Genomic DNA, 22,942 nt, shown 5'->3' with positions numbered 1-22,942 from the left:
AGCATGAAACGAAGCCGTATTGTGACCATGAAACCCCGCAGCGCCAGTTCAGACGAGAACAGGCTGGCGCGAGCGTTCTTCCTCGCCGAACACCTGAATGTAGCGTTTGATCTCTTCCGGATCGCCTGTCGCCTTTTCGGGATTGTCAGACAGCTTCACCGCTGGACGCCCATTGGCGCTCGTGACCTTGCAGACCAGCGAGATTGCACGCAGCGCGTCATTATGCGCGGGAGCGCAGTCCTGGAAGTCGTTGGTGAGGTTCGTTCCCCAGCCAAACGACATCCGGACCTTGCCGTTGAAATGCTGGTAGGCCTTGATGATCGTATCGACATCGAGCCCATCGGAGAAAATCAGCAGTTTCTCTGCCGGATCACGCCCATGGTCCTTCCACCATTGCATGATCCTTTCGCCGCCTTCGATCGGCGGCGCGCTGTCAGGGCGGAAGCCGGTCCAGTCTGCCACCCAGTCAGGCGCGTTGCGCAGGAACGAGGCCGTACCAAAGGCGTCCGGCAACACGATCAGCAGATTTCCACCATAATAGCTCTGCCACGCCTGCATGACCTTGTATGGCGAGTTGCGCAGATCTTCATCGTTTTCAGTCAACGCTGCCAGCACCATGGGAAGCTCGTGGGCATTGGTTCCCAGCGCTTCAAGGTCGGTGTCCATTGCCAAGAGCACATTGGAGGTTCCGCTAAAGCTGTCGCCGATGCCTTCCTTCAAAGCTTCGACGCACCAGCGTTGCCAGAGAAACGAGTGGCGGCGACGTGTTCCGAAGTCTGAAATCCGGATCTCCGGGTGCTTGCGCAGACGCTCGACCTTCTCCCACACTTTCGCTTTTGCGCGTGCATAGGTGACATCGAGGGCGAACGGCCCCATCGACTTCAGCGCGGCCCGCGAGCGCAGTTCATTGATAATGGCAAGAGCGGGAATCTCCCACATCGTCGTTTCGGCCCAGCGTCCGTGGAAGTGAAGTTCGAACTGGCCATCGCGCTTCGTCAGTTCGTATTCGGGCAGGCGAAAATCCTGAAGCCATTTGAGAAAGTCGGGTTCGAAAATCTGCCTCCGCCCATAGAAGGTGTTACCGGCGAGCCAGATCATCTCCTTCTTGCTCATGCGCAGTGTGCGGGCATGGTCGAGTTGCGCCCTCAATTCCTGTTCATCGATTTCGTCTGCCAACCGCACAGACTTGTTGCGGTTGATCAGGGAAAATGTAGCATCAACATCGCGATAGACGCCCCAGATCATCTGCAGCATCAACAGCTTGTAAAAGTCTGTATCTAGCAGGCTGCGGATGATCGGATCGAGCTTCCACGTGTGATTGTACACCCGGCGAGCGATGTCGGTCTTGGGCACGTCTGGCCTCCTGTCGTGGCGCAACGGTCTTCATATGCCATGGATTCCTGATGGTTTCCGGCTGTGTCGCGTGGTTCTTTTCGCGCACAGAAATATATATTTCAAATCCAAAAAGCGCTGGGGCCGTGTTTCGCGCGAGATAGATCGTCACAAAAGCCGATTTCACTTCCAGCCTGTCTGCCTTAAGTTGCCTCCTCCTCACCGGGCGGCTCTTCCGCCCTTTTCCCATATGGAGAAATTTTGCATGGAAAAGCGCAGGCTTGGTCACACCGACCTGATGGTGACCAAAATCTGTCTTGGTACGATGACGTTCGGCGAGCAGAACACTGAAGCGGAAGGTCATCAGCAACTTGATCTGGCGCTGGATCGCGGCGTCAATTTCATCGACACAGCCGAACTTTATTCCATCCCGCCAAAGGCCGAAACACAGGGTCGCACTGAACTCTATATCGGCAATTGGATGCAGGCGCGTGCAAGCCGGGACAAGGTCATACTGGCAACGAAAGTTGTCGGTCGCACTGCTGATACGTGGTTTCGTGGCGACCGGCCATCGCGACTGGTGCGTGCCGATATCACGGACGCAATCGATAAGTCTTTGAAAAGACTGCAGACTGATTACGTCGATCTCTACCAGATCCACTTTCCCGACAGGCTGGTGCAGTGGGGCGCCAATCCAAGCCGTGTGCGGATTCCCGGAGTTGGCAGGGCGGCGGATGAGACGCCGATCAGCGAAACGCTGGCCGTTTTTGACGAGCTGGTGAAGGCCGGGAAAATCCGCCATTACGGGCTTTCAAACGAAAGCACCTGGGGCTTGATGAAATTTGCCGCCGAGGCCGAAAAAGGCGTCGGCCCCAGGCCGGTGTCGATTCAGAATGCCTACAACTTCTTGAATCGCAACTTTGAGGTCAACCTCGCGGAGGCCTGTGAGCGCGAGGAGGTCGCGCTGCTTGCGTATTCTCCCTTGGCGCAGGGCTATCTCACTGGAAAATATGACGAGGGCGCGATGCCAGCAGGGTCACGCAAGCAATTGTTCGACCGTCTGCAACGCTATGAAACGCCCGGTGCGGCCGAAGCAATCAAGGCCTACAATCAGCTGGCACGCGAGTTTGGAATGGAGCCGGCGCTCTTTGCCAGCGCGTTTGTGACGCATTCGGCGATTGTTACGTCCAACATAATTGGCGCTACGACGATGGAGCAACTGAAGGTCGCATTAGCGTCGGCGGACGTGGTCTGGACGCCGGAAATGCAGAAAGCGGTCGACAAACTGCATCAGAAGTTTGGCAACCCTTGTCCGTGATTTGGTCTTTGGGTGCGATTGTTTGGTCAATCGCACCCAAAATTTTGTCAATTTAGCGCTTTGCAGTGATGAGAATGGCTCCTGAAGCGTCTTGCAACGTCAGTTCGCCTTCATCGGTGAGTTGGAAATGGGCTGTCTTCTCCAATGCGTCGAAGAGGAGACGCTCCTGAGCCATCAATGGTTCGGAGCAGGCCATCATTGTTGCTGCCGCATTGCCGAATGAGATCGTGCCCGGCTCGATCGTGTAAGCGCCACGCACGTTGTTGCAGGCTTTTCCGAAGAAGTTTCCGTCGCTGCCCAGCGTGAATGTCAAACCGTCAATGGCCGGGGTGTCGCCGAAAGAGCTTATTTTCCACTCGATATTCTGAATTTCGTCTGGTGCGGTCAAATCGAATGGGGCCGATGCTTTGTGAGGACGTAGCGAGAGGGTTCCAACGTCGACTGAATTGCCGGTAATTTCGACTGGGGCTTCGTCAGACAGCCATTCGACCCGATCGTTGATATAGATTGCGCCGCGCACGACATATTTTGCATCGCGCTCCAGGCGTTCGCCATCAACCTCGAACTGGAAGCTGATTGGTACCTGTCGTCCGTTCAATGTCTCGCGAAACTCCGCGGCCACCGAAGCGCCGTCTGCAGCGTTTTCGGCCTTGAGCTCAACGACTGCCGTAGCGGTTTCCGGCAACGCGATGCGCTGCAGGTAGAGCAACTCCCCAGACACGGCGATTGTCGCTGGCTGTGAGGCGAAGCCGGCGGTCGTCGGCACAAGCATGGCGAGTGCGGCAACCGAAAGTGAGAAACGGCGTCGGGTGATGCGTGAAATGGTGAATGCCAATTCCTGGCTCCATGTTCAGATGCGATGTCGGTGATATTGCGTGCCGCGCATGAACCGATGATGAATGCGCGCGGATTGGAGAAAATGAATGCAGATTCACGTCTGTTCGCTGGCAAATGTACCCAAAACCATCGAGGCCGTGAGGCCGTCGCGGTTGGTGACATTATTGACGGCTGGAATGCCGTTCGAGCGTCCTGCCGGCATCGCACCGGAGAATCACCTGCTGCTGTCGATGAACGACATTGCCGTGGCGCAAGACGGGCTGGTGCTACCAGGGCGCGAGCATGTCGAGAGACTGCTGGAGTTTGTAAGCCTGTGGGATCAAAGAAGCCCGCTGCTTATTCATTGCTTTGCGGGAATCAGCCGCTCGACGGCTGCTGCCTATATCGCGGCGGCAGCCCTTTCACCGGATCGTGACGAGGTTGAATTGGCAAAGGCGCTACGTCAGCTTTCGCCGTCTGCCACCCCTAATCCGCGTCTAATCGAACACGGTGATGCGATACTCGGTCGCAATGGTCGTATGGTTGGCGCTATTCGCGCAATTGGCCGTGGCTGCGATGCTTACGAGGGTAATTCATTCGCTTTGCCGCTTAAACTGTGATCTTGATGGGCAAGCCTGACGAAAACGTGCTGGCGTACGCGCACGATAGGGTAGACATTCAAGTGAGTTGAGCGCGAGATCGCGCACGCCATGGCAACGTTGGACTTGCTTCCGGGGGACGGCTGCGCTAACCCTCGCCGCGTTGCAACAAAAGCCTTTGCCGTGGCGAACCTGTGGGGCCGTCGCGGTTTTGCCTCTACCCCGGAACTGCGGTTCTGGCGGGGCGGTCTACGGAAAAAGACTATGAGCGAACTTCTCAGTTCCTATTTGCCTATCGTGGTTTTCATTGGGGTAGCCCTTCTGGTTGGGGTCGCGCTTCTCGTCGCGCCTTTCCTGGTCGCGTATCGCAACCCCGATCCTGAAAAGCTGTCGGCCTATGAGTGCGGGTTCAACGCATTCGACGACGCGCGCATGAAGTTCGACGTGCGCTTCTATCTGGTCGCCATTCTCTTCATCATCTTCGATCTGGAAGTCGCTTTCCTGTTTCCTTGGGCGGTCGCGTTTGGCGAGATCGGCTGGTTCGGATTCTGGTCGATGATGGTGTTCCTCGGAGTGCTGACCATTGGGTTCATCTATGAGTGGAAGAAGGGAGCGCTGGAATGGGATTGAATGACGGTTCCACGACGCTGATCGCTCCAAAGCCGAAGGGTCTGATCGATCCGAATACGGGCAAGCCGATCGGTTCCGACGACGCATTTTTCGGCGAGATCAATTCCGAACTCTCCGACAAGGGCTTCCTGGTCACTTCGTCCGAAGCGCTCATCACCTGGGCACGTACCGGTTCGTTGATGTACATGACCTTTGGTCTGGCCTGCTGCGCCGTTGAGATGATTCACTCGGCCATGCCGCGTTATGACAGCGAGCGCTTCGGTGTTGCGCCGCGCGGTTCACCGCGCCAGTCGGACGTGATGATCGTGGCCGGTACGCTCACCAACAAGATGGCTCCGGCTTTGCGTAAGGTCTATGACCAGATGCCAGAGCCGCGCTACGTCATCTCGATGGGCTCGTGCGCCAATGGCGGCGGCTACTATCACTATTCATATTCCGTGGTTCGTGGCTGCGACCGGGTTGTGCCTGTCGATATCTACGTTCCAGGTTGCCCGCCTACGGCGGAAGCGCTGTTGTACGGTATTCTTCTCCTGCAGAAGAAGATCCGTCGCACCGGCACGATTGAGCGGTAAGAGGCGACCATGAGCGAGGCTCTCACAAAGCTTTCCGGCTATCTGTCTGAACGCATCGGCGCCAAGATCCAGGAAACGGTGATCTCCTACGGAGAATTGACCGTTCTGGTGGATGGCGACGACTTCATTTCGGTGCTGCAGTTCCTGCGCGATGATCCGGAATGCAAGTTTGTCTGCTTTATTGATGCGTGCGGCGCCGACTATCCTGGTCGCGCCAAGCGTTTCGATGCCGTCTATCATCTGCTTTCGCCGCAAAAGAACCTGCGTATCCGCGTCAAGGTGCATGCAGACGAGGAGACACCGATTCCGTCGGCGACTTCCGTCTATCCCGGCGCAGACTGGTTCGAGCGTGAAGCGTACGACATGTACGGCATCCTGTTCTCCGGGCACCCAGAGTTGCGCCGCATTCTGACCGATTACGGTTTTGAAGGGCATCCGCTGCGCAAGGATTTCCCGCTGACCGGCTTTGTCGAAGTGCGCTACGACGAAGAGGTCAAGCGCGTTGTTTACGAGCCTGTCGAACTGAAGCAGGAATTCCGCAACTTTGACTTCCTCTCGCCATGGGAAGGCACTGAATATGTGCTGCCGGGCGATGAGAAGGCCAAGACGAACTGAGGCATTCCATGGCTGAAACCGCAGTACGCAATTTCAATATCAACTTTGGTCCGCAGCACCCGGCGGCGCACGGCGTTCTGCGCCTTGTGCTCGAGCTCGATGGTGAGGTCGTGGATCGCGTGGATCCGCATATCGGTCTGTTGCACCGCGGAACCGAGAAGTTGATGGAGCACAAGACCTATCTGCAGGCTGTGCCTTATCTCGACCGGCTCGACTATTGCGCCCCGATGAATCAGGAACATGCCTTTGCACTGGCTGTCGAGCGCTTGCTCGGCATCGAGGTGCCAAAGCGTGGGCAGTTGATCCGGGTGCTCTACAGTGAGCTTGGCCGCTTGATGTCGCACATCCTGAACGTGACGACGCAGGCCATGGACGTTGGTGCGCTGACGCCGCCACTGTGGGGCTTCGTCGAGCGCGAGAAGATGATGGTGTTCTACGAGCGCGCATCGGGGTCGCGGATGCACGCGGCGTATTTCCGTCCGGGTGGCGTGCATCAGGATCTGCCGAACCAGCTGGTCGAAGACATTGGCAACTGGCTGGATGTGTTCCTCAAGGCGGTCGATGATCTTGATGACCTGTTGACGCCAAACCGCATCTTCAAGCAGCGCAACGTCGACATTGGAGTCGTGTCGCTTGAGGATGCGTGGGCGCGCGGTTTCTCAGGCGTGATGGTGCGTGGTTCCGGCGCTGCCTGGGATCTGCGCAAGTCGCAGCCTTACGAGTGCTATAGCGAGCTTGAGTTCGATATTCCGATTGGCAAAAACGGTGACTGTTACGATCGCTATCTCATCCGCATGGAAGAGATGCGGCAGTCAGCCCGGATCATGCGTCAGTGTGTTGATCTCTTGCTTGGCAAGGAGCGTACCGGACCTGTTTCAACCACCGACGGCAAGGTCGTTCCGCCGAAGCGGGGCGAGATGAAGCGGTCGATGGAAGCGCTGATCCATCACTTCAAGCTTTACACCGAGGGCTATCGTGTCCCTGCCGGCGAGGTCTATGCCGCTGTGGAAGCTCCAAAGGGTGAGTTCGGCGTTTATCTGGTGTCCGATGGCACCAACAAGCCGTATCGCTGCAAGTTGCGTGCCCCCGGGTTTGCGCATCTGCAAGCTATGGATTTCATGTCGAAGGGCCACCTGCTTGCGGACGTGTCCGCCATCCTTGGCTCTATCGACATCGTATTTGGTGAGGTCGACCGTTAATGTCTGTTCGCCGTCTCGCAGATGCCAGCGTCCAGCCAGCAAGCTTCGCGTTCAGCGCGGAGAATGCGATCTGGGCGCAGCACACCATCAACAAATATCCTGAAGGGCGCCAGCAATCGGCTGTCATTCCGCTGCTGATGCGCGCGCAGGAGCAGGACGGATGGGTGACCAAGGCAACAATCGAATACGTGGCCGACATGCTCGACATGCCGTATATCCGCGTGCTCGAAGTCGCCACGTTCTACACCCAGTTCCAGATCAAGCCGGTCGGCACCCGTGCGCACATCCAGGTGTGCGGCACGACGCCGTGCATGCTGCGCGGATCGGAAGCGCTGATGGATGTCTGCCGTTCGAAAATTCATCCGGAGCAGGGCCAGCCCAACGAGGCAGGCACGATGTCGTGGGAAGAAGTCGAGTGCCAGGGTGCGTGCGTGAACGCGCCAATGGTCATCATCTTCAAGGATGCCTACGAAGACCTGACGCCGGAGCGGCTCGCTGAAATCATCGACGAGTTCGAAGCCGGAAACGGCGCTTCGGTGCCGACGGGTCCGCAGAACGGCCGCGTATTTGCCGCGCCTGCCACGGGTCTGACGTCGTTGACCGATGAGACGGCTGTATTGAAGTCCACGCGTGACCAGGCTGCTGCTGCGGCCAAGACGTCGGATTGAGGAGGTCGGGATGCTTCAGGATAAAGATCGCATCTTCACCAATATCTACGGCATGTTCGATCAGTCGCTTGCCGGTGCGCAGCGGCGCGGGCTTTGGGACGACACCAGGGGCCTGATCGACAAGGGTCGCGACTGGATCATCAACGAGATGAAGGCTTCCGGCCTTCGTGGTCGTGGTGGTGCCGGATTCCCGACCGGTCTGAAATGGTCGTTCATGCCCAAGGAAGTCGGCGAGCGGCCGCACTACCTCGTCGTCAATGCCGACGAATCCGAGCCGGGCACCTGCAAGGACCGAGAAATCCTGCGCCACGACCCGCACACGCTGGTCGAAGGCTGCGTGATTGCCGGTTTTGCGATGGGTGCTCATGCCGCTTACATCTATATTCGTGGCGAGTTCATGCGCGAGCGTGAAGCGCTGCAGCGCGCTATTGACGAGGCCTATGATGCAGGCCTGCTCGGCAAGGACAACAAGTGCGGCTGGGACATGGACGTCTACGTCCACCACGGCGCTGGTGCCTATATCTGCGGCGAAGAGACCGCGCTGCTGGAAAGCCTTGAGGGCAAGAAGGGCCAGCCGCGCCTGAAGCCGCCATTCCCGGCGAATATGGGCCTCTACGGTTGCCCGACGACGGTCAACAACGTCGAGTCGATCGCGGTGGCGCCGACGATCCTGCGTCGCGGCGCGTCGTGGTTCTCGTCGATGGGCCGTCCGAACAACGCCGGCACCAAGCTGTTCTGCGTTTCGGGCCATGTGAATACGCCGTCGACTTTCGAAGAAGAGATGTCGATCCCGTTCCGTGAGATGATCGACCGCCATTGCGGTGGCATTCGCGGTGGTTGGGACAATCTGCTTGCGGTGATTCCGGGCGGTTCGTCCGTTCCGCTGGTGCCGGCACATGAGATCATCGACGCACCGATGGACTTTGACGCGTTGCGCGATCTGAAGTCGGGCCTCGGCACGGCTGCGGTGATCGTGATGGACAAGTCGACGGACATCGTGAAGGCGATTGCGCGTCTGTCGTATTTCTACAAGCACGAGAGCTGCGGTCAGTGCACGCCATGCCGCGAAGGCACTGGCTGGATGTGGCGCGTGATGGAGCGTCTGGTGCGTGGCGAAGCGCAGAAGCGCGAAATCGACATGCTGCTCGACGTCACCAAGCAGGTGGAAGGCCACACGATCTGCGCGCTGGGCGATGCGGCCGCATGGCCGATCCAGGGTCTGATCCGTCACTTCCGTCCGGAGATCGAGCGACGTATCGATGAATTTTCGCGCAATGCGCACCGGGCAGAACCGGTGCTGGTTGCAGCGGAGTAGGAAACAGTCTGACGCAGGTTCAGGGAGGGGCATGATGCACCGCCTGGAGACCAACGAAAGATGCCAGAGATGAGCACGAGCGAACAGATCAGGGCAGGCGACGACCTTACAATGCCGCAAGAGATTGCGGGCGTTGTGAACCTGCTTGCTCATCCGTTGGCCGGCATGTCTGCTGCTACCGCGGTCGGTTTTGCGATGGCGAGCCATGGCTTCGGGCTCTGGCTCGGCGCCATGACAGGTGTCGCGGAAGCGTCAGGAAAGCTCTTTCAACAGACGGACGCGCCGGTCGTTTCTCCGAAAACAAAGCGCTCGCCGCTGAAACTGGTCACATCACAACCGGCCCGGAGCCGGGAACCCGTTTCGAAAGCAGCGGTGCGTGAGAAAGTGGCAATCACGAAGCCTGATGTGCCGGACGATCTGAAGGTCATTTCGGGGATCGGTCCGAAGCTTGAAAAGGTACTCAACGGACTGGGCATCTGGACATATGCGCAGATTTCCGGTCTGAGCGACACGGATGTCGCCAGGCTTGATGAGAAGTTGGGTTTTTCGGGCCGTATCGGTCGCGACGGTTGGGTTGAGCAGGCGAAGGCGCTGCAGCGTAGTTGATGACGAGACGGCAGGGACGGCACGCCGTCCAGTGTAAATTTTGCGGATTTCCGCGGGGTTGAGGCAATATGGCTAAAATTAAGGTAGACGGCAAAGAGATCGAAGTCCCCGATCACTACACGCTGTTGCAGGCTGCGGAGCAGGCTGGCGCGGAAGTGCCGCGTTTTTGTTTCCACGAGCGTCTGTCGATCGCCGGCAACTGCCGCATGTGTCTGGTCGAGGTGAAGGGCGGCCCGCCAAAGCCAGCAGCGTCTTGCGCCATGGGTGTTCGTGACCTGCGTCCCGGACCGAATGGCGAAGCGCCGGAAATCTTCACCAACACGCCGATGGTCAAGAAGGCCCGCGAAGGCGTGATGGAATTCCTGCTGATCAACCATCCGCTCGACTGCCCCATCTGCGATCAGGGCGGCGAATGCGACCTGCAGGACCAGGCGATGGCCTTCGGCGTCGACGCGTCGCGCTATTCCGAGAACAAGCGCGCGGTCGAGGACAAGTATATCGGGCCTCTGGTCAAGACGATCATGACGCGTTGCATTCACTGCACGCGCTGCGTTCGCTTCACCACCGAAGTGGCCGGCATTTCCGAACTCGGCCTGATCGGTCGCGGCGAAGACGCCGAGATCACCACCTATCTCGAGCAGGCGATGACGTCCGAGCTGCAGGGCAACGTGATTGACCTCTGCCCGGTTGGCGCACTGACCTCGAAGCCCTACGCTTTCCAGGCGCGTCCGTGGGAACTGACCAAGACTGAATCCATCGACGTGATGGATGCTGTCGGGTCGGCCATCCGCGTTGATACCCGTGGACGCGAAGTCATGCGTATCCTGCCGCGTATCAACGAGGCGGTGAACGAGGAGTGGATCTCCGACAAGACGCGCTTCATCTGGGATGGTCTGCGCTCGCAGCGTCTCGATCGTCCGTACATTCGTCGTGACGGTCGCCTTCAGCCGGCAAGCTGGGCGGAAGCTTTTGCTGCCGTCAAGGACGCGGTCGCCAAGACAAGCGGTGACAAGATCGGTGCGATTGCAGGTGATCTTGCAACCGTTGAAGAAATGTACGCGCTGAAGGGCCTGATGGCCTCGCTTGGCTCGGCGAATATCGATTGCCGCCAGGATGGTGCTGCGCTCGATCCATCGGCAGGACGTTCGACCTATATCTTCAACCCGACCATCGACGGGATCGAAGATGCGGATGCCGTGCTGATCATCGGCTCGAACCCGCGCTTTGAAGCTTCGGTGCTCAACACCCGTATTCGCAAGCGCTGGCGCGCCGGCAATTTGCCGATCGCTGTCATTGGCGATGTTGGCGATCTGCGTTACGACTACGAACAGCTTGGGGCTGGCACTGAAACGTTGTCGCAATTGGCTGACGGTGCGCTGCAGTTCCATTCCGTACTTAAGAACGCCCAGCGTCCGCTGATCATCGTCGGGCAGGGCGCTCTGGCGCGCACCGACGGCGCAGCGATCCTTTCGCTCGCTGCCAAGCTGGCGGCGGATGTCGGCGCGGTTTCCGACGAGTGGAACGGCTTTGCGGTTCTTCACACAGCAGCAGCGCGGGTTGGCGGTCTGGATCTGGGCTTTGTGCCGGGCGAGGGCGGCAGGGATGCATCGGCGATGATGGGCGCGCTTGACGTGCTCTTCCTGCTGGGTGCCGACGAGTTCAACATGAACATGATCGGTTCGGCGTTCACGGTCTATATCGGTAGCCATGGCGATGCCGGCGCACACCGCGCAGACGTGATCCTGCCGGGCGCGACCTACACCGAAAAGTCGGGCACCTTCGTCAACACCGAAGGCCGCGTGCAGATGGCGCATCGTGCAGGCTTTGCACCGGGTGAGGCCAAGGAAGACTGGGCGATCCTGCGCGCCATGTCTGAAGTTCTCGGTGCAAAACTGCCGTTCAACTCGCTGCCGCAGTTGCGTGATCAGCTGTACGCCGAACACCCGCATTTTGCCGGTATTGACGAGATCGCAGCAGGCAATGCTGCCGATGTGTCGGCACTTGCAAGCAAGCAGGGGACAATGACCAAGGCGCCTTTCGCCTCGCCGGTCAGCGACTTCTATCTGACGAACCCGATTGCACGAGCGTCGGCTGTCATGGCTGAGGCTTCGGCTCTGGCCAAGGGCGGCTTCAAGCAGGCGGCCGAGTAGGGACTGGGACTGATGAATTCCTTTTTCACAGATTACGTGCTGCCGACGCTGATCATGCTGGGACAATCGGTCCTGCTGATCGTGGCGTTGCTCGTCGGAATTGCATTCCTGCTTTATGCGGACCGCAAGGTCTGGGCTGCCGTGCAGCTTCGCCGCGGACCGAACGTCGTGGGGCCGTGGGGGCTGCTTCAGTCATTCGCCGACCTTCTGAAGTTCGTGTTCAAGGAGCCGATCATTCCATCGGGCGCGAACAAGGGCGTATTCCTGCTCGCACCGCTGATCTCGGTGGTGCTGGCAGTTGCAACCTGGGCGGTGATCCCGGTCAACGAAGGCTGGGCAATCGCCAGCATCAACGTCGGCGTTCTTTACATTTTCGCGATTTCCTCGCTGGAAGTGTATGGCGTGATCATGGCTGGCTGGGCGTCCAACTCGAAGTACCCGTTCCTGGGTGCGTTGCGATCTGCCGCTCAGATGGTGTCGTACGAAGTCTCGATCGGCTTCGTTATCGTGACGGTTCTGCTGTGCGTCGGTTCGCTCAACCTGTCGGACATCGTGTTGTCGCAGCGTGATGGACTTGGAACCATGGTCGGCCTGCCGAACACGTTCCTCGACTGGCACTGGCTTGGCCTGTTCCCGATGTTCGTCATCTTCTTCATCTCGGCACTGGCAGAAACCAACCGTCCGCCATTCGACCTGGTTGAGGCCGAGTCGGAACTCGTTGCCGGCCACATGATCGAGTATTCGTCGACGCCCTATCTGCTGTTCATGCTCGCCGAATATGTGGCGATCGTGCTGATGTGCGCGTTGATGACGGTGATGTTCCTGGGCGGCTGGCTGCCACCATTCGACTTCGCACCGTTCACCTGGGTTCCCGGTGTTATCTGGTTCGTTCTCAAGCTGTGTCTCGCGTTCTTCATGTTCGCGATGGTGAAGGCATTCGTCCCGCGCTACCGCTATGACCAGCTGATGCGTCTGGGTTGGAAGGTGTTCCTGCCGATCTCGTTGTTCATGGTTGTGGCAACCGCCACCTTCCTCAAGTTCATGGAGTTGTGGGCAGCATGAGCGCCGGGCTGATCGGAGCCATAACAGGTCTGGCGGTAGCCATCGGAAGCGTCGTCTTCCTGCGGGCACTGTCCAGCCGGGTCGACCTGCCTGAAACACGGCAGGTCCTCAAGGTTTCCGGTTTGGTCCAACTCGTCGCACTCCCACTCATGGGCTGGTTCGCCGGCTCGTATTTCGCTGGAGAATAGGAAATGTCCGCTCTTGCACATGCCGCCAAGTCGTTGCTCCTGACGGAGTTCGTCGCGGCATTCTTTCTGTCGATGCGGCAGTTTTTCGCGCCCAAGGCGACGTTGAACTATCCGCATGAAAAGGGAATGCTTTCGTCACGCTTTCGTGGTGAGCACGCGCTGCGTCGCTACCCGAATGGCGAAGAGCGTTGTATCGCTTGCAAGCTTTGCGAAGCGATCTGCCCTGCGCAGGCCATTACCATCGAGGCCGGACCACGCCGCAATGACGGTACACGTCGCACGGTTCGTTACGATATCGATATGGTGAAGTGCATCTATTGCGGCTTCTGCCAGGAAGCATGCCCGGTTGACGCCATTGTCGAAGGGCCGAATTTCGAGTTCTCGACCGAGACGCGCGAAGAACTTTATTACGACAAGGAAAAGCTGCTCGCCAATGGCGACCGGTGGGAGCGCGAAATCGCGCGAAACCTTGAAATGGATGCGCCCTACCGCTGAGTGGGGCAAGAGTGGACTGGGCGCAGCGCCTGGTCTAAGAGACACGCGGAATCGACACCCGACCGGGTGCGGCCGGAGAGGGGCGCTCATCTGCAGCCCTTGAAAGGAACCGGGGGAACCCATGCTGACAGGACTAGAGGCGATATTCTTCTATCTGTTCGCCTTCGTTGGAGTGGCGGCGGCCTTCATGGTCATCTCTGCACGTAATCCAGTGCACTCGGTGCTCTACCTTATTCTCACCTTCTTCAACGCTTCGGCGCTGTTCCTGCTTACAGGCGCAGAGTTCCTCGCGATGATCCTGTTGGTGGTTTATGTCGGCGCTGTGGCAGTGCTGTTCCTTTTCGTCGTGATGATGCTGGACGTCGATTTCGCCGAACTGAAGCAGGGCACACTGCACTACGCGCCGGGTGGCGCACTGGTCGGGCTGATCCTCGCGGCGGAGCTGATCATCGTGCTGGGCGGTTACACATTTGTACCGGAACTGGCGAAGCAGGCTTCGCAGCCGACCCCGGCGCTGGCTGACCGGCACAACACGGCGGCCATCGGCGACATTCTTTACACGGACTACGTCTACTTCTTCCAGATCGGCGGGCTGATCCTGCTGGTGGCCATGATCGGCGCGATCCTCCTGACACTGCGGCATAAGCCAGACGTGAGACGTCAGGATGTCAGCGAGCAGGTTCGCCGCTCGCCAGCGACCGCCATCGAGGTCAAGAAGGTCGAGACGGGCAAGGGTATTTGATCATGGAAGTCGGCATCGCACACTACCTTACGGTATCGGCACTTCTGTTCACCATCGGCGTGTTCGGGATCTTCCTGAACCGCAAGAACGTGATCGTCATCCTGATGTCCGTTGAACTGATCCTCCTCTCAGTGAACATCAATTTCGTCGCCTTCTCCGCTGTTCTCGGTGACATGGTGGGACAGGTGTTCGCGCTGTTCGTACTGACGGTTGCCGCAGCAGAGGCGGCGATCGGTCTTGCAATTCTCGTCGTCTTCTTCCGCAAACGCGGCACGATTGCCGTCGAAGACGTCAACATGATGAAGGGCTGAGCGGGACATGTATCACGCTATCGTCTTCTTTCCGCTCCTCGGATTCCTGATCGCCGGCCTGTTTGGCCAGTCGATCGGCGCAAAGGCTTCGGAATTCGTCACGACTGGCCTGCTGCTGGTCGCGGCGGTGCTCTCCTGGGTGGCATTCTTTCAGGTCGCTTTGGGTGACACGGCTGCGTTCACCTTGCCAGTATTGCGGTTCATCGAAGTCGGCGGGCTCGACGTGTCCTGGGCATTCCGGATCGATACGCTGACCGTTGTGATGCTGGTGGTGGTGAACAGCGTCTCGGCGCTCGTGCACCTCTACTCGATCGGCTATATGAGCCACGATCCGCATCGTCCGCGCTTCTTTGCCTATCTGTCGCTGTTTACGTTTGCGATGCTGATGCTGGTGACGTCGGACAACCTCGTCCAGATGTTCTTCGGCTGGGAAGGCGTGGGCCTGGCGTCCTATCTGCTCATCGGGTTCTGGTTTCAGAAGCCGTCGGCAAACGCCGCTGCCATCAAGGCCTTCGTCGTCAACCGCGTTGGTGACTTCGGCTTCCTGCTTGGCATGTTCGGCGTGTTCGTGATTTTCGGTTCGGTTAATTTCGACACGATCTTTGCTGGCGCCGGCACCATTGCTGCCAATCCGGAGAGCGCAAACGAAGGCGTGTTCCAGTTTCTCGGCTGGACGCTGACACTCGGTGGCGCTGTGACCGCGACCTGCCTGCTGCTCTTCATGGGCGCTATGGGCAAGTCGGCACAGGTTCCGTTCCACACCTGGCTCCCGGACGCCATGGAAGGCCCGACGCCGGTTTCGGCACTGATTCACGCGGCAACCATGGTCACTGCAGGCGTGTTCATGCTTGCGCGTCTGTCGCCGGTGTTCGAGCTCTCCGACACGGCTCTGCTGGTCGTGACAATCATCGGTGCAATCACGGCGTTCTTTGCGGCGACGGTCGGCCTGGTGCAGAACGACATCAAGCGCGTGATCGCTTATTCGACCTGCTCGCAGCTTGGCTACATGTTCGTTGCGCTTGGCCTCGGATTCTATTCCGCTGCCATCTTCCATCTCTTCACGCACGCCTTCTTCAAGGCGCTGCTGTTCCTTGGCTCGGGTTCGGTGATCCATGCCGTCTCGGACGAGCAGGACATGCGCAAGATGGGCGGACTGCGCAAGCTGATCCCGACTACCTACTGGATGATGATCATCGGTACGATCGCGCTGACGGGTGTCGGCCTTCCGGCGACCTATATCGGTACCGCGGGCTTCTTCTCCAAGGACGCGATCGTGGAAGGCGCATTTGCCGGCCAGAACGCTGCTGCAAGCTTCGCCTTCGTCATGCTCGTCATCGCTGCGGTGTTCACCAGCTTCTACTCGTGGCGCCTGATCTTCATGACGTTCCACGGCAGGCCGCGTGCGTCGGAAGAGGTGATGCACCATGTGCATGAATCGCCTCCGGTCATGCTCGTACCGCTCTATCTGCTGGCGGTTGGTGCATTGTTCGCCGGTTTCGTGTTCTACGGCGATTTCCTTGGCGGCAATTATGACGGCTTCTGGAAGGGTGCGCTGTTTACCGGTGCGGACAACCATATCCTGCACGACTATCACGAAGTGCCGTTCTGGGTGAAAGCATCGCCGTTCGCGGCCATGATCGTCGGCTTCCTGACGGCGTACCACTTCTACATCCGTTCGCCGGAAACGCCCAAGCAGCTCGCTGCTCAGCATCGCGGCCTCTACCAGTTCCTCTTGAACAAGTGGTACTTCGACGAGCTGTACGACTTCTTGTTCGTGCGTCCGGCAAAGCGTCTGGGCCGCTTCCTGTGGAAGAAGGGCGACGGGGTCGTTATCGACGGGTTTGGCCCGGATGGCATTGCCGCCCGCGTCAACGACATCACTGATCGCGCCGTGAAACTGCAAAGCGGCTATCTCTACCACTACGCATTCGCAATGCTCATCGGCGTCGCCGCTCTGGTGACGTGGATGATGCTCGGGGGTTCGAACTGATGACCGACTGGCCAATTCTTTCCACGGTCACCTTCCTGCCGCTCGTCGGCGTGTTCCTGATCCTTCTGATCAAGGATGAAGGCACCGCTGCGCGTCGCAATATCCGCAACATCGCGCTGATGACGACGGTGTTCACCTTCGCGCTGTCGCTTTTCATCTGGGCTGGCTTTGATGCGTCCTATGCCGGCTTCCAGATGGTGGAAAAGCGTGAGTGGCTGGACTCCGGCATCTCGTACCATCTGGGTGTCGACGGCATTTCGATGCTGTTCGTGATCCTGATCACGTTCCTGATGCCGCTGTGCATCCTGGCTTCGTGGGTTTCGGTCGAGAAGCGCGTCAAAGAGTACATGATCGCGTTTCTGATCCTGGAAACGATCATGATCGGCGTATTCTGCGCCCTCGATACGGTTCTGTTCTACGTCTTCTTTGAAGCCAGCCTCATCCCGATGTTCATCATCATCGGCGTCTGGGGCGGCCAGCGTCGCGTCTATGCGTCGTTCAAGTTCTTCCTCTACACGCTGCTCGGCTCGCTGCTGATGCTGCTCGCCATCATGGCGATGTACTGGCAGGCTGGTACGACGGATATTCCGACGCTGCTGTCGCACGGCTTCCCGGAAGGAATGCAGACATGGCTGTGGCTGGCGTTCTTTGCATCCTTTGCAGTGAAGATGCCGATGTGGCCGGTTCACACATGGTTGCCGGATGCGCACGTTGAAGCGCCGACAGCCGGTTCGGTGATCCTGGCGGCAATCCTGTTGAAGATGGGTGGCTACGGCTTCCTGCGCTTCTCGCTGCCGATGTTCCCGGATGCCTCGCTCTACTTCCAGCCGTTCGTCTTCACCCTGTCGGTGATCGCGATTGTGTACACGTCGCTCGTCGCGCTGATGCAGGAAGACATCAAGAAGCTGATCGCCTACTCGTCGGTGGCGCATATGGGCTACGTCACGATGGGCATCTTCGCGATGAACGTCGAGGGCGTGCAGGGCGCGATCTTCCAGATGCTGTCACACGGCTTCATCTCGGGTGCGCTGTTCCTCTGCGTCGGTGTGATCTACGACCGCATGCACACCCGTGAAATCGACGCCTATGGCGGCCTCGTGAACATCATGCCGAAATATGCGGTGGTGTTCCTGATCCTGACGATGGCCAATGTGGGCTTGCCGGGGACAAGCGGTTTCGTCGGCGAATTCCTGACACTGCTTGGCGTGTTCAAGGTCAACACCTGGGTTGCCCTGTTCGCAACGACCGGTGTGATCCTGTCGGCTTCCTATGCCCTGTGGCTTTACCGCCGCGTGGTCTATGGCGCGCTGACGAAGGAAAGCCTGAAGAGCATGCTCGACCTGTCAACGCGCGAGAAGGCGATCCTTTATCCGCTCGTGGCGCTGGTGATCCTGTTCGGCTTCTATCCATCGCCAATCTTCGACGTGACCTCGGCTTCGGTCGACGCGCTCGTCAATTCCGTAACCTTGTCGATCGAGGCCACACAGGCCGCGGCGCTCAACCAGTAAGACCCGGACATTACCATGACGGCAGACCTTTCCTTGAGCCTGACCCTCGCCACGCCAGAGATCATCCTGGCCGTGGGCGCGCTGGCGCTCCTGATGATTGGCGTCTTTTCGGGCGAGCGTGCACATACGACCGTGACCGGACTGGCGATCGCGCTTCTGCTCGCCTCCGGCGGTTGGATGCTGATGTTCGGCCAAAATGGCGCAGCGTTCTCGAACTCGTTCGTCAACGATCCTTTTGCCTATTTCATGAAGGGGCTGACGCTGATCGGCGCCATCGTGACGCTCGTCATGTCCGTGGGGCATGCACGACAGGATAATCTCGACAAGTTCGAGTATCCGGTGCTGATCGTACTTTCGACGCTCGGCATGCTGCTGATGGTCTCGGCCAATGACATGCTCTCGCTCTATATGGGCCTGGAACTGTCGTCGCTGGCGCTCTACGTGATTGCGGCCATCGACCGCGACCGTGCCCGCTCGACGGAAGCGGGCCTGAAGTACTTCGTACTTGGTGCGCTGTCTTCCGGCATGCTGCTTTACGGCGTGTCGCTGGTTTACGGCTTCACCGGAAACACCAACTTTGACGCCATCGCCAACGCGCTAGCAGGTGGCGAGCGTCAGCTTGGTCTGGTGTTCGGTCTGGTCTTCGTGCTGGCAGGCCTGGCGTTCAAGATTTCCGCAGTGCCGTTCCATATGTGGACCCCTGACGTTTACGAAGGTGCACCGACACCGGTGACCGCCTTCTTTGCGGCAGCTCCGAAGATGGCGGCTATGGCACTTCTGGTGCGCGTGACGGTCGGTGCGTTCGAGCCGGTCGCGGTCGACTGGGTTCAGATTATTGTCTTCGTCTCGATTGCCTCGATGGTTCTGGGTGCATTTGCAGCGATCGGCCAGACCAACATCAAGCGGCTGATGGCCTACTCGTCGATCGCGCATATGGGCTTTGCTCTGGTTGGCCTTGCTGCCAACACGCAGGAAGGCGTGCGCGGCGTCGCAATCTACATGCTGATCTATCTGGTCATGACGCTCGGCGCCTTCGCATTCATTCTCGCAATGCGTCGCGGCGGGGCGAATGTCGAGCGGATCGAGGATATGGCCGGCCTGTCGCGCACGAACCCGATGATGGCTGCGATCATGACCATCCTGCTCTTCTCGCTCGCAGGTATTCCACCTTTCGCCGGGTTCTGGGCGAAGTGGTACGTGTTCATGGCGGCCATCAACGCAGAGCTTTATGCATTGGCGGTGATTGGTGTCCTGTCGTCGGTCGTGGGTGCCTTCTACTATCTGCGACTGATCAAGGTCATGTGGTTCGATGAACCGGCAGGCGGCTTCGAGCCAATGTCGAGCGAACTGCGTCTTGTACTCGGACTGTCCGGTGCCTTCGTTCTGTTCTACGTCCTCGTCGGTGGTCCGATCAGCCAGGTGGCAGAAGCTGCAGCGAAGACGTTCTTCTGACGTGGGGTTCTCCCTGTCACCATTGGCTGCGTCCGAGGGTTATCGGCTCGCAGCCTTTGATCGGGTAGGGTCCACGAACGCAACTGCGCTGGAGCTTGCCCGAGAAGGCGACGCGGGAAAAATCTGGCTCGTTTCCAAAAGGCAGGAAGCGGGCCGTGGCAGGCGAGGGCGCCCTTGGGAAACCCCTGAGGGCAATCTCGCCGCAACATTGTTGCTGGTGCCCTCGTTCGACCTGAAGAATTCGGCTACGCTTGGGTTCGTTGCGGGTCTGGCATTGGGGGATGCACTCGATGCAGTCATTCCTCATGCAAAATTTGCGGTAGGAATGGATGGTGGCACGGCCCGCTCTGGCGGGCGTTTCGAGCTGAAATGGCCGAACGATGTGCTGGCGGATGGCGCAAAGCTCTCCGGTATTCTGCTTGAGTCGACGATGCTCGAAAACGAGCGTTTTGCGCTTGCAATCGGCATTGGCGTCAACGTCGTCGCGTCTCCGCGCGAGGTACCCTATCCCGCCACTTCTCTTGCCGAACTGGGAGCGAAATGTGACGCGGAGACGTTGTTTCTGGCTCTCTCAGACGCGTGGATGGACAACATGCGCGCCTGGGACGAAGGCAGAGGACTGAAAACGATACGCCAACGCTGGCTGACACGCGCGGCCGGGCTTGGCAGCGAAGTCGCTGTGCAGGTGGACGGCCAGGTCGTTCGTGGCGTTTTCGAAACCATCGATGACGAGTGCCGTTTCGTCATTCGCAAGGCGAATGGCGAGGCAGTGGTCATTACAGCCGGTGACGTGCATTTCGGCGCTGTGGCGTCGGCTGCTCCGGTCTGAAGAAAAGGAAGCCGTGATGGCAAAAAATAACGGGGCTGAACTTGTTTTCTGCCCGCTCGGCGGTGTCGGCGAAATCGGAATGAACTTTGCGCTCTATGGTTTCGGACCAAAGGGCAGACGCAAGTGGATTGTGGTCGATGTGGGGGTCACTTTCCCGGATGCTAACCTGCCGGGCGTAGACCTGATCCTGCCGGATACGCGCTTTGTCGAAAGCGAAGCGGACAACATCGTCGGCATCATCATCACCCATGCGCATGAAGATCACTACGGCGCGCTGCTGGATATCTGGCCACGCATCCGCAAGAAGGTCTGGATGACGCCGTTCAGCCACGGGCTGTTGCTGGCGAAGAAGCAGATGGACGGCGGACCGGAAATTCCGGTCGAGATTTTCCGGGCGGGCGAGCGGTTTGAGGTCGGGCCTTTCGACATCGAGGCAATCGGCGTCACCCACTCGATCCCGGAGCCAGTTTCGCTGGCGATCCGCACTCCAGTTGGTACGGTGATTCACACGGGAGACTGGAAAATCGATCCGGCGCCAACGATTGGCGAGCGGATCGATGAAGCGCGGTTCAAGGCACTTGGCGAAGAGGGTGTGACCGCGCTCGTCTGCGATTCGACCAATGCGTTACGTGAGGGCGATTCACCGTCAGAGGAAGAAGTGGGCGAGGGCCTGCGGGGCGTGATCGAGGCTGCGGCGGGACGCGTCGCGATCACGACGTTCTCGTCCAATGTCGGACGTATCCGCTCGATCATGCTGGCCGCACGCGATGCGGGGCGTCAGGTTCTGGTGCTTGGCTCATCGCTGAAGCGGGTCATCAACGTCGCGACGGAACTGGGCTATCTGGAAGGACTTCCCGAGGTCGTCAGCGAAGACGAATACGGCTACATTCCGCGCGAAAATCTCGTGATCCTGTGCACCGGCAGCCAGGGCGAGCCGCGCGCTGCGCTCGCAAAGCTTGCACGCGACGAGATGCGCAACGTTGCACTGACGCCGGGTGACACGGTCGTCTATTCGTCGCGCGTTATTCCCGGCAACGAAAAGGCGATTCTTGAAACCAAGAATTTGCTGATCGAGCAGGGCATCAAGATCATCGAAGATGGTGATGCGCTCGTTCATGTCTCTGGCCACCCACGGCGCAATGAACTGCGCAAGATGTACGAGTGGACCAAGCCGCGCGTCCTCGTGCCTGTCCATGGCGAAGCCGCTCATCTTGTGGCGCATGGCGCACTTGGACTTGAGTGCGGCATTCCGGAAGTCGCGCAAGTGCGCAATGGCGACATGATCCGTCTTGCGCCAGGGCCTGCCGAGATTGTCGATCAGGTACCGTTCGGTCGTATCTTCAAGGATGGACGGCTCATCGGTTCAGAAGACGAGATGGGCATCAAGGATCGCCGCAAGCTGTCTTATGTCGGACATGTGGCGGTGAATGTGGTGCTGGATGATCGCCACGAAATCGCGGGCGATCCCGATGTCGTCGCCATTGGCGTCGCCAGAACTGACGCGCGCGGCGAGGACATGGAAGATCTGATGCTGGATGCAGCAATCGGTGCGATTGAGAGCATTCCGCGTGCGCGTCGCAAGGATCTCGATCTTGTCGCGGAGGCTGTACGACGCGCGGTGCGTGCAGCGGCAAATGAAGCCTGGGGCAAAAAGCCGATTGTGACGGTTTTCGTGACGCGCTAACCAACACCAAGCTGGAGTGGAGGACGTCGATGTTGGGTCGCCTGAATCATGTGGCGCTGGTGGTGCCGGATCTGCAAGCTGCCTGTGCGCACTATCGTGATGTGTTGGGCGCGAACGTCTCGGCACCGCAAAGTCTTGCAGAGCACGGTGTAACAGTTGCCTTCATCGATGTCGGAAATACGAAGATCGAATTGCTGGAGCCGTTTGGGGAAGGATCAACGATCCTGCCGTTTCTGGCGAAGAACCCGTCCGGTGGCATGCATCATGTATGCTATGAGGTAGACGACATTCGCGCCGCACGCGACCAGCTCATTGCGGGCGGTGCGCGCGTGCTGGGAGACGGCGAGCCGCGGATCGGAGCGCATGGCAAGCCGGTGCTTTTCCTTCATCCGAAGGACTTTTTCGGCACATTGATCGAACTCGAACAGGTCTGAGGGTGCGATGAACTGGCTTTCTATTTTTGCGATCTACTTCATCACGTGGTGGGTGGTCTTGTTTGCGATGTTGCCGATCGGCGTGAAGACGCAGGATGAGGACGGTGATGTCACCCTTGGCACCGTGGCGAGCGCGCCCAGGGGCCCGCATATGCTGCGTGCTGTCATTTTGACCACGCTGGTCTCCGGGGTGATCTTCGGAGCTTTTTATGTGGCTGTGGTCTACTACGGATTCTCGTTCAACGACCTGCCACGTTTCGGCCCCCTGGCGCGTTGATCTGAATTCTGTGCCGTCGCAGTCGGCGGCACAGTCGATCCTTATCCGATAAAGATCTTGCGAGCTTTCCATTGAGAAGGGAAGTTGGGGCCGTTGCGAACTGCCCAAAAAAAATGCAAGGCCGAAGCCTTGCAATTTAAACGCGTCCGA

The 22,942-nt window shown here is 58.8% G+C and carries 24 protein-coding genes; 22 read left to right on the top strand and 2 right to left on the bottom strand.

Going from position 1 to position 22,942, the window contains the following annotated elements; genetic code table 11:
- Positions 1–48: 48 nt before the first annotated feature.
- Positions 49–1,353: a nicotinate phosphoribosyltransferase gene (gene pncB / locus BMZ42_RS05810; protein WP_091519752.1), complete on the bottom strand. Its 1,305-nt coding sequence runs from the start codon at positions 1,351–1,353 to the stop codon at positions 49–51.
- 244 nt (positions 1,354–1,597) lie between these two features.
- Between pncB and BMZ42_RS05805 the strand changes: the two genes are divergently transcribed.
- Entirely contained in the window at positions 1,598–2,650 is a 1,053-nt protein-coding gene (locus BMZ42_RS05805; RefSeq protein ID WP_091519750.1) for an aldo/keto reductase, read from the top strand.
- A 52-nt stretch (positions 2,651–2,702) separates the two neighbouring features.
- Here the strand turns inward: BMZ42_RS05805 and BMZ42_RS05800 are convergent, their stop codons facing one another.
- Positions 2,703–3,485 carry an META domain-containing protein gene (locus tag BMZ42_RS05800; RefSeq protein WP_091519747.1) on the bottom strand — a complete coding sequence of 261 codons (783 nt, stop codon included), beginning with the start codon at positions 3,483–3,485 and terminating at the stop codon, positions 2,703–2,705.
- 88 nt (positions 3,486–3,573) lie between these two features.
- On the opposite strand from BMZ42_RS05800, the gene BMZ42_RS05795 reads away from it, so the two are divergent.
- The 21 genes from BMZ42_RS05795 (at position 3,574) to BMZ42_RS05695 (ending at position 22,792) form a co-directional block, all read left to right on the top strand.
- Positions 3,574–4,086, top strand: coding sequence for a tyrosine phosphatase family protein (locus BMZ42_RS05795; RefSeq protein WP_091519744.1), 513 nt, complete (start codon positions 3,574–3,576; stop codon positions 4,084–4,086).
- 243 nt (positions 4,087–4,329) lie between these two features.
- Complete coding sequence (locus tag BMZ42_RS05790; RefSeq protein WP_091519742.1) at positions 4,330–4,695, top strand: NADH-quinone oxidoreductase subunit A; 366 nt, start codon at positions 4,330–4,332, stop codon at positions 4,693–4,695.
- Entirely contained in the window at positions 4,686–5,267 is a 582-nt protein-coding gene (locus BMZ42_RS05785; protein WP_091519739.1) for a NuoB/complex I 20 kDa subunit family protein, read from the top strand. The genes BMZ42_RS05790 and BMZ42_RS05785 overlap by 10 nt, the downstream gene beginning before the upstream one ends.
- Positions 5,268–5,276: 9 nt before the next feature.
- Entirely contained in the window at positions 5,277–5,882 is a 606-nt protein-coding gene (locus BMZ42_RS05780; RefSeq protein WP_091519735.1) for an NADH-quinone oxidoreductase subunit C, read from the top strand.
- Between the two features lie 8 nt (positions 5,883–5,890).
- Positions 5,891–7,081, top strand: a complete 1,191-nt coding sequence (locus BMZ42_RS05775) for an NADH-quinone oxidoreductase subunit D (protein WP_091519733.1) — start codon at positions 5,891–5,893, stop codon at positions 7,079–7,081.
- Positions 7,081–7,749: an NADH-quinone oxidoreductase subunit NuoE gene (gene nuoE / locus BMZ42_RS05770; RefSeq protein WP_091519730.1), complete on the top strand. Its 669-nt coding sequence runs from the start codon at positions 7,081–7,083 to the stop codon at positions 7,747–7,749. Before BMZ42_RS05775 ends, nuoE begins: the two co-directional genes overlap by 1 nt.
- Positions 7,750–7,759: 10 nt before the next feature.
- On the top strand, positions 7,760–9,064 hold the full coding sequence (nuoF, locus tag BMZ42_RS05765) for an NADH-quinone oxidoreductase subunit NuoF (protein ID WP_091519728.1): 1,305 nt from the start codon (positions 7,760–7,762) through the stop codon (positions 9,062–9,064).
- 69 nt (positions 9,065–9,133) lie between these two features.
- Positions 9,134–9,670: an NADH-ubiquinone dehydrogenase gene (locus BMZ42_RS05760; protein WP_244523169.1), complete on the top strand. Its 537-nt coding sequence runs from the start codon at positions 9,134–9,136 to the stop codon at positions 9,668–9,670.
- A 68-nt stretch (positions 9,671–9,738) separates the two neighbouring features.
- The gene (nuoG, locus tag BMZ42_RS05755) at positions 9,739–11,820 is read left to right on the top strand and encodes an NADH-quinone oxidoreductase subunit NuoG (protein ID WP_091519722.1); all 2,082 of its coding nucleotides are present in this window, start codon (positions 9,739–9,741) and stop codon (positions 11,818–11,820) included.
- A 12-nt stretch (positions 11,821–11,832) separates the two neighbouring features.
- The gene (gene nuoH, locus BMZ42_RS05750; protein ID WP_091519720.1) at positions 11,833–12,882 is read left to right on the top strand and encodes an NADH-quinone oxidoreductase subunit NuoH; all 1,050 of its coding nucleotides are present in this window, start codon (positions 11,833–11,835) and stop codon (positions 12,880–12,882) included.
- Positions 12,879–13,070: a hypothetical protein gene (locus tag BMZ42_RS05745; RefSeq protein WP_091519717.1), complete on the top strand. Its 192-nt coding sequence runs from the start codon at positions 12,879–12,881 to the stop codon at positions 13,068–13,070. The genes nuoH and BMZ42_RS05745 overlap by 4 nt, the downstream gene beginning before the upstream one ends.
- Before the next feature lie 3 nt (positions 13,071–13,073).
- Complete coding sequence (gene nuoI, locus BMZ42_RS05740; protein WP_091519715.1) at positions 13,074–13,565, top strand: NADH-quinone oxidoreductase subunit NuoI; 492 nt, start codon at positions 13,074–13,076, stop codon at positions 13,563–13,565.
- A gap of 121 nt (positions 13,566–13,686) precedes the next feature.
- Complete coding sequence (locus BMZ42_RS05735) at positions 13,687–14,307, top strand: NADH-quinone oxidoreductase subunit J (RefSeq protein WP_091519712.1); 621 nt, start codon at positions 13,687–13,689, stop codon at positions 14,305–14,307.
- 2 nt (positions 14,308–14,309) lie between these two features.
- Positions 14,310–14,618 carry an NADH-quinone oxidoreductase subunit NuoK gene (gene nuoK, locus BMZ42_RS05730; RefSeq protein ID WP_091519710.1) on the top strand — a complete coding sequence of 103 codons (309 nt, stop codon included), beginning with the start codon at positions 14,310–14,312 and terminating at the stop codon, positions 14,616–14,618.
- A 7-nt stretch (positions 14,619–14,625) separates the two neighbouring features.
- Complete coding sequence (nuoL, locus tag BMZ42_RS05725; protein ID WP_091519708.1) at positions 14,626–16,608, top strand: NADH-quinone oxidoreductase subunit L; 1,983 nt, start codon at positions 14,626–14,628, stop codon at positions 16,606–16,608.
- A complete protein-coding gene (locus BMZ42_RS05720) occupies positions 16,608–18,116 on the top strand; it encodes an NADH-quinone oxidoreductase subunit M (protein ID WP_091519706.1) in 1,509 nt (502 codons plus the stop codon). The genes nuoL and BMZ42_RS05720 overlap by 1 nt, the downstream gene beginning before the upstream one ends.
- A gap of 15 nt (positions 18,117–18,131) precedes the next feature.
- Positions 18,132–19,568 carry an NADH-quinone oxidoreductase subunit NuoN gene (gene nuoN, locus BMZ42_RS05715; protein ID WP_091519703.1) on the top strand — a complete coding sequence of 479 codons (1,437 nt, stop codon included), beginning with the start codon at positions 18,132–18,134 and terminating at the stop codon, positions 19,566–19,568.
- 1 nt (position 19,569) lies between these two features.
- Positions 19,570–20,397: a biotin--[acetyl-CoA-carboxylase] ligase gene (locus tag BMZ42_RS05710; protein WP_091519700.1), complete on the top strand. Its 828-nt coding sequence runs from the start codon at positions 19,570–19,572 to the stop codon at positions 20,395–20,397.
- A gap of 16 nt (positions 20,398–20,413) precedes the next feature.
- A complete protein-coding gene (locus BMZ42_RS05705; protein WP_091519894.1) occupies positions 20,414–22,081 on the top strand; it encodes a ribonuclease J in 1,668 nt (555 codons plus the stop codon).
- A 29-nt stretch (positions 22,082–22,110) separates the two neighbouring features.
- Positions 22,111–22,515: a methylmalonyl-CoA epimerase gene (gene mce / locus BMZ42_RS05700; protein WP_091519699.1), complete on the top strand. Its 405-nt coding sequence runs from the start codon at positions 22,111–22,113 to the stop codon at positions 22,513–22,515.
- A gap of 7 nt (positions 22,516–22,522) precedes the next feature.
- Entirely contained in the window at positions 22,523–22,792 is a 270-nt protein-coding gene (locus tag BMZ42_RS05695) for a DUF1467 family protein (protein ID WP_091519696.1), read from the top strand.
- The last annotated feature ends 150 nt before the right edge of the window (positions 22,793–22,942 follow it).

The sequence above is a fragment of the Aquamicrobium aerolatum DSM 21857 genome (assembly GCF_900113935.1).
In the GTDB taxonomy this organism is placed as follows: domain Bacteria; phylum Pseudomonadota; class Alphaproteobacteria; order Rhizobiales; family Rhizobiaceae; genus Aerobium; species Aerobium aerolatum.
This window is presented reverse-complemented; position numbering and strand designations above follow the sequence as displayed.

Bases quoted from the DNA above. Each gene is read 5' to 3' on its own strand.
- nuoF (WP_091519728.1), top strand. From the start codon at position 7,760: ATGCTTCAGGATAAAGATCGCATCTTCACCAATATCTACGGCATGTTC.
- nuoE (WP_091519730.1), top strand. From the start codon at position 7,081: ATGTCTGTTCGCCGTCTCGCAGATGCCAGCGTCCAGCCAGCAAGCTTC.
- BMZ42_RS05760 (WP_244523169.1), top strand. From the start codon at position 9,134: ATGAGCACGAGCGAACAGATCAGGGCAGGCGACGACCTTACAATGCCG.
- BMZ42_RS05735 (WP_091519712.1), top strand. From the start codon at position 13,687: ATGCTGACAGGACTAGAGGCGATATTCTTCTATCTGTTCGCCTTCGTT.
- nuoG (WP_091519722.1), top strand. From the start codon at position 9,739: ATGGCTAAAATTAAGGTAGACGGCAAAGAGATCGAAGTCCCCGATCAC.
- BMZ42_RS05705 (WP_091519894.1), top strand. From the start codon at position 20,414: ATGGCAAAAAATAACGGGGCTGAACTTGTTTTCTGCCCGCTCGGCGGT.
- BMZ42_RS05745 (WP_091519717.1), top strand. From the start codon at position 12,879: ATGAGCGCCGGGCTGATCGGAGCCATAACAGGTCTGGCGGTAGCCATC.
- BMZ42_RS05775 (WP_091519733.1), top strand. From the start codon at position 5,891: ATGGCTGAAACCGCAGTACGCAATTTCAATATCAACTTTGGTCCGCAG.
- BMZ42_RS05805 (WP_091519750.1), top strand. From the start codon at position 1,598: ATGGAAAAGCGCAGGCTTGGTCACACCGACCTGATGGTGACCAAAATC.
- nuoN (WP_091519703.1), top strand. From the start codon at position 18,132: ATGACGGCAGACCTTTCCTTGAGCCTGACCCTCGCCACGCCAGAGATC.
- BMZ42_RS05795 (WP_091519744.1), top strand. From the start codon at position 3,574: ATGCAGATTCACGTCTGTTCGCTGGCAAATGTACCCAAAACCATCGAG.
- BMZ42_RS05790 (WP_091519742.1), top strand. From the start codon at position 4,330: ATGAGCGAACTTCTCAGTTCCTATTTGCCTATCGTGGTTTTCATTGGG.
- nuoI (WP_091519715.1), top strand. From the start codon at position 13,074: ATGTCCGCTCTTGCACATGCCGCCAAGTCGTTGCTCCTGACGGAGTTC.
- nuoK (WP_091519710.1), top strand. From the start codon at position 14,310: ATGGAAGTCGGCATCGCACACTACCTTACGGTATCGGCACTTCTGTTC.
- BMZ42_RS05785 (WP_091519739.1), top strand. From the start codon at position 4,686: ATGGGATTGAATGACGGTTCCACGACGCTGATCGCTCCAAAGCCGAAG.
- BMZ42_RS05780 (WP_091519735.1), top strand. From the start codon at position 5,277: ATGAGCGAGGCTCTCACAAAGCTTTCCGGCTATCTGTCTGAACGCATC.
- nuoL (WP_091519708.1), top strand. From the start codon at position 14,626: ATGTATCACGCTATCGTCTTCTTTCCGCTCCTCGGATTCCTGATCGCC.
- nuoH (WP_091519720.1), top strand. From the start codon at position 11,833: ATGAATTCCTTTTTCACAGATTACGTGCTGCCGACGCTGATCATGCTG.
- BMZ42_RS05695 (WP_091519696.1), top strand. From the start codon at position 22,523: ATGAACTGGCTTTCTATTTTTGCGATCTACTTCATCACGTGGTGGGTG.
- BMZ42_RS05720 (WP_091519706.1), top strand. From the start codon at position 16,608: ATGACCGACTGGCCAATTCTTTCCACGGTCACCTTCCTGCCGCTCGTC.
- mce (WP_091519699.1), top strand. From the start codon at position 22,111: ATGTTGGGTCGCCTGAATCATGTGGCGCTGGTGGTGCCGGATCTGCAA.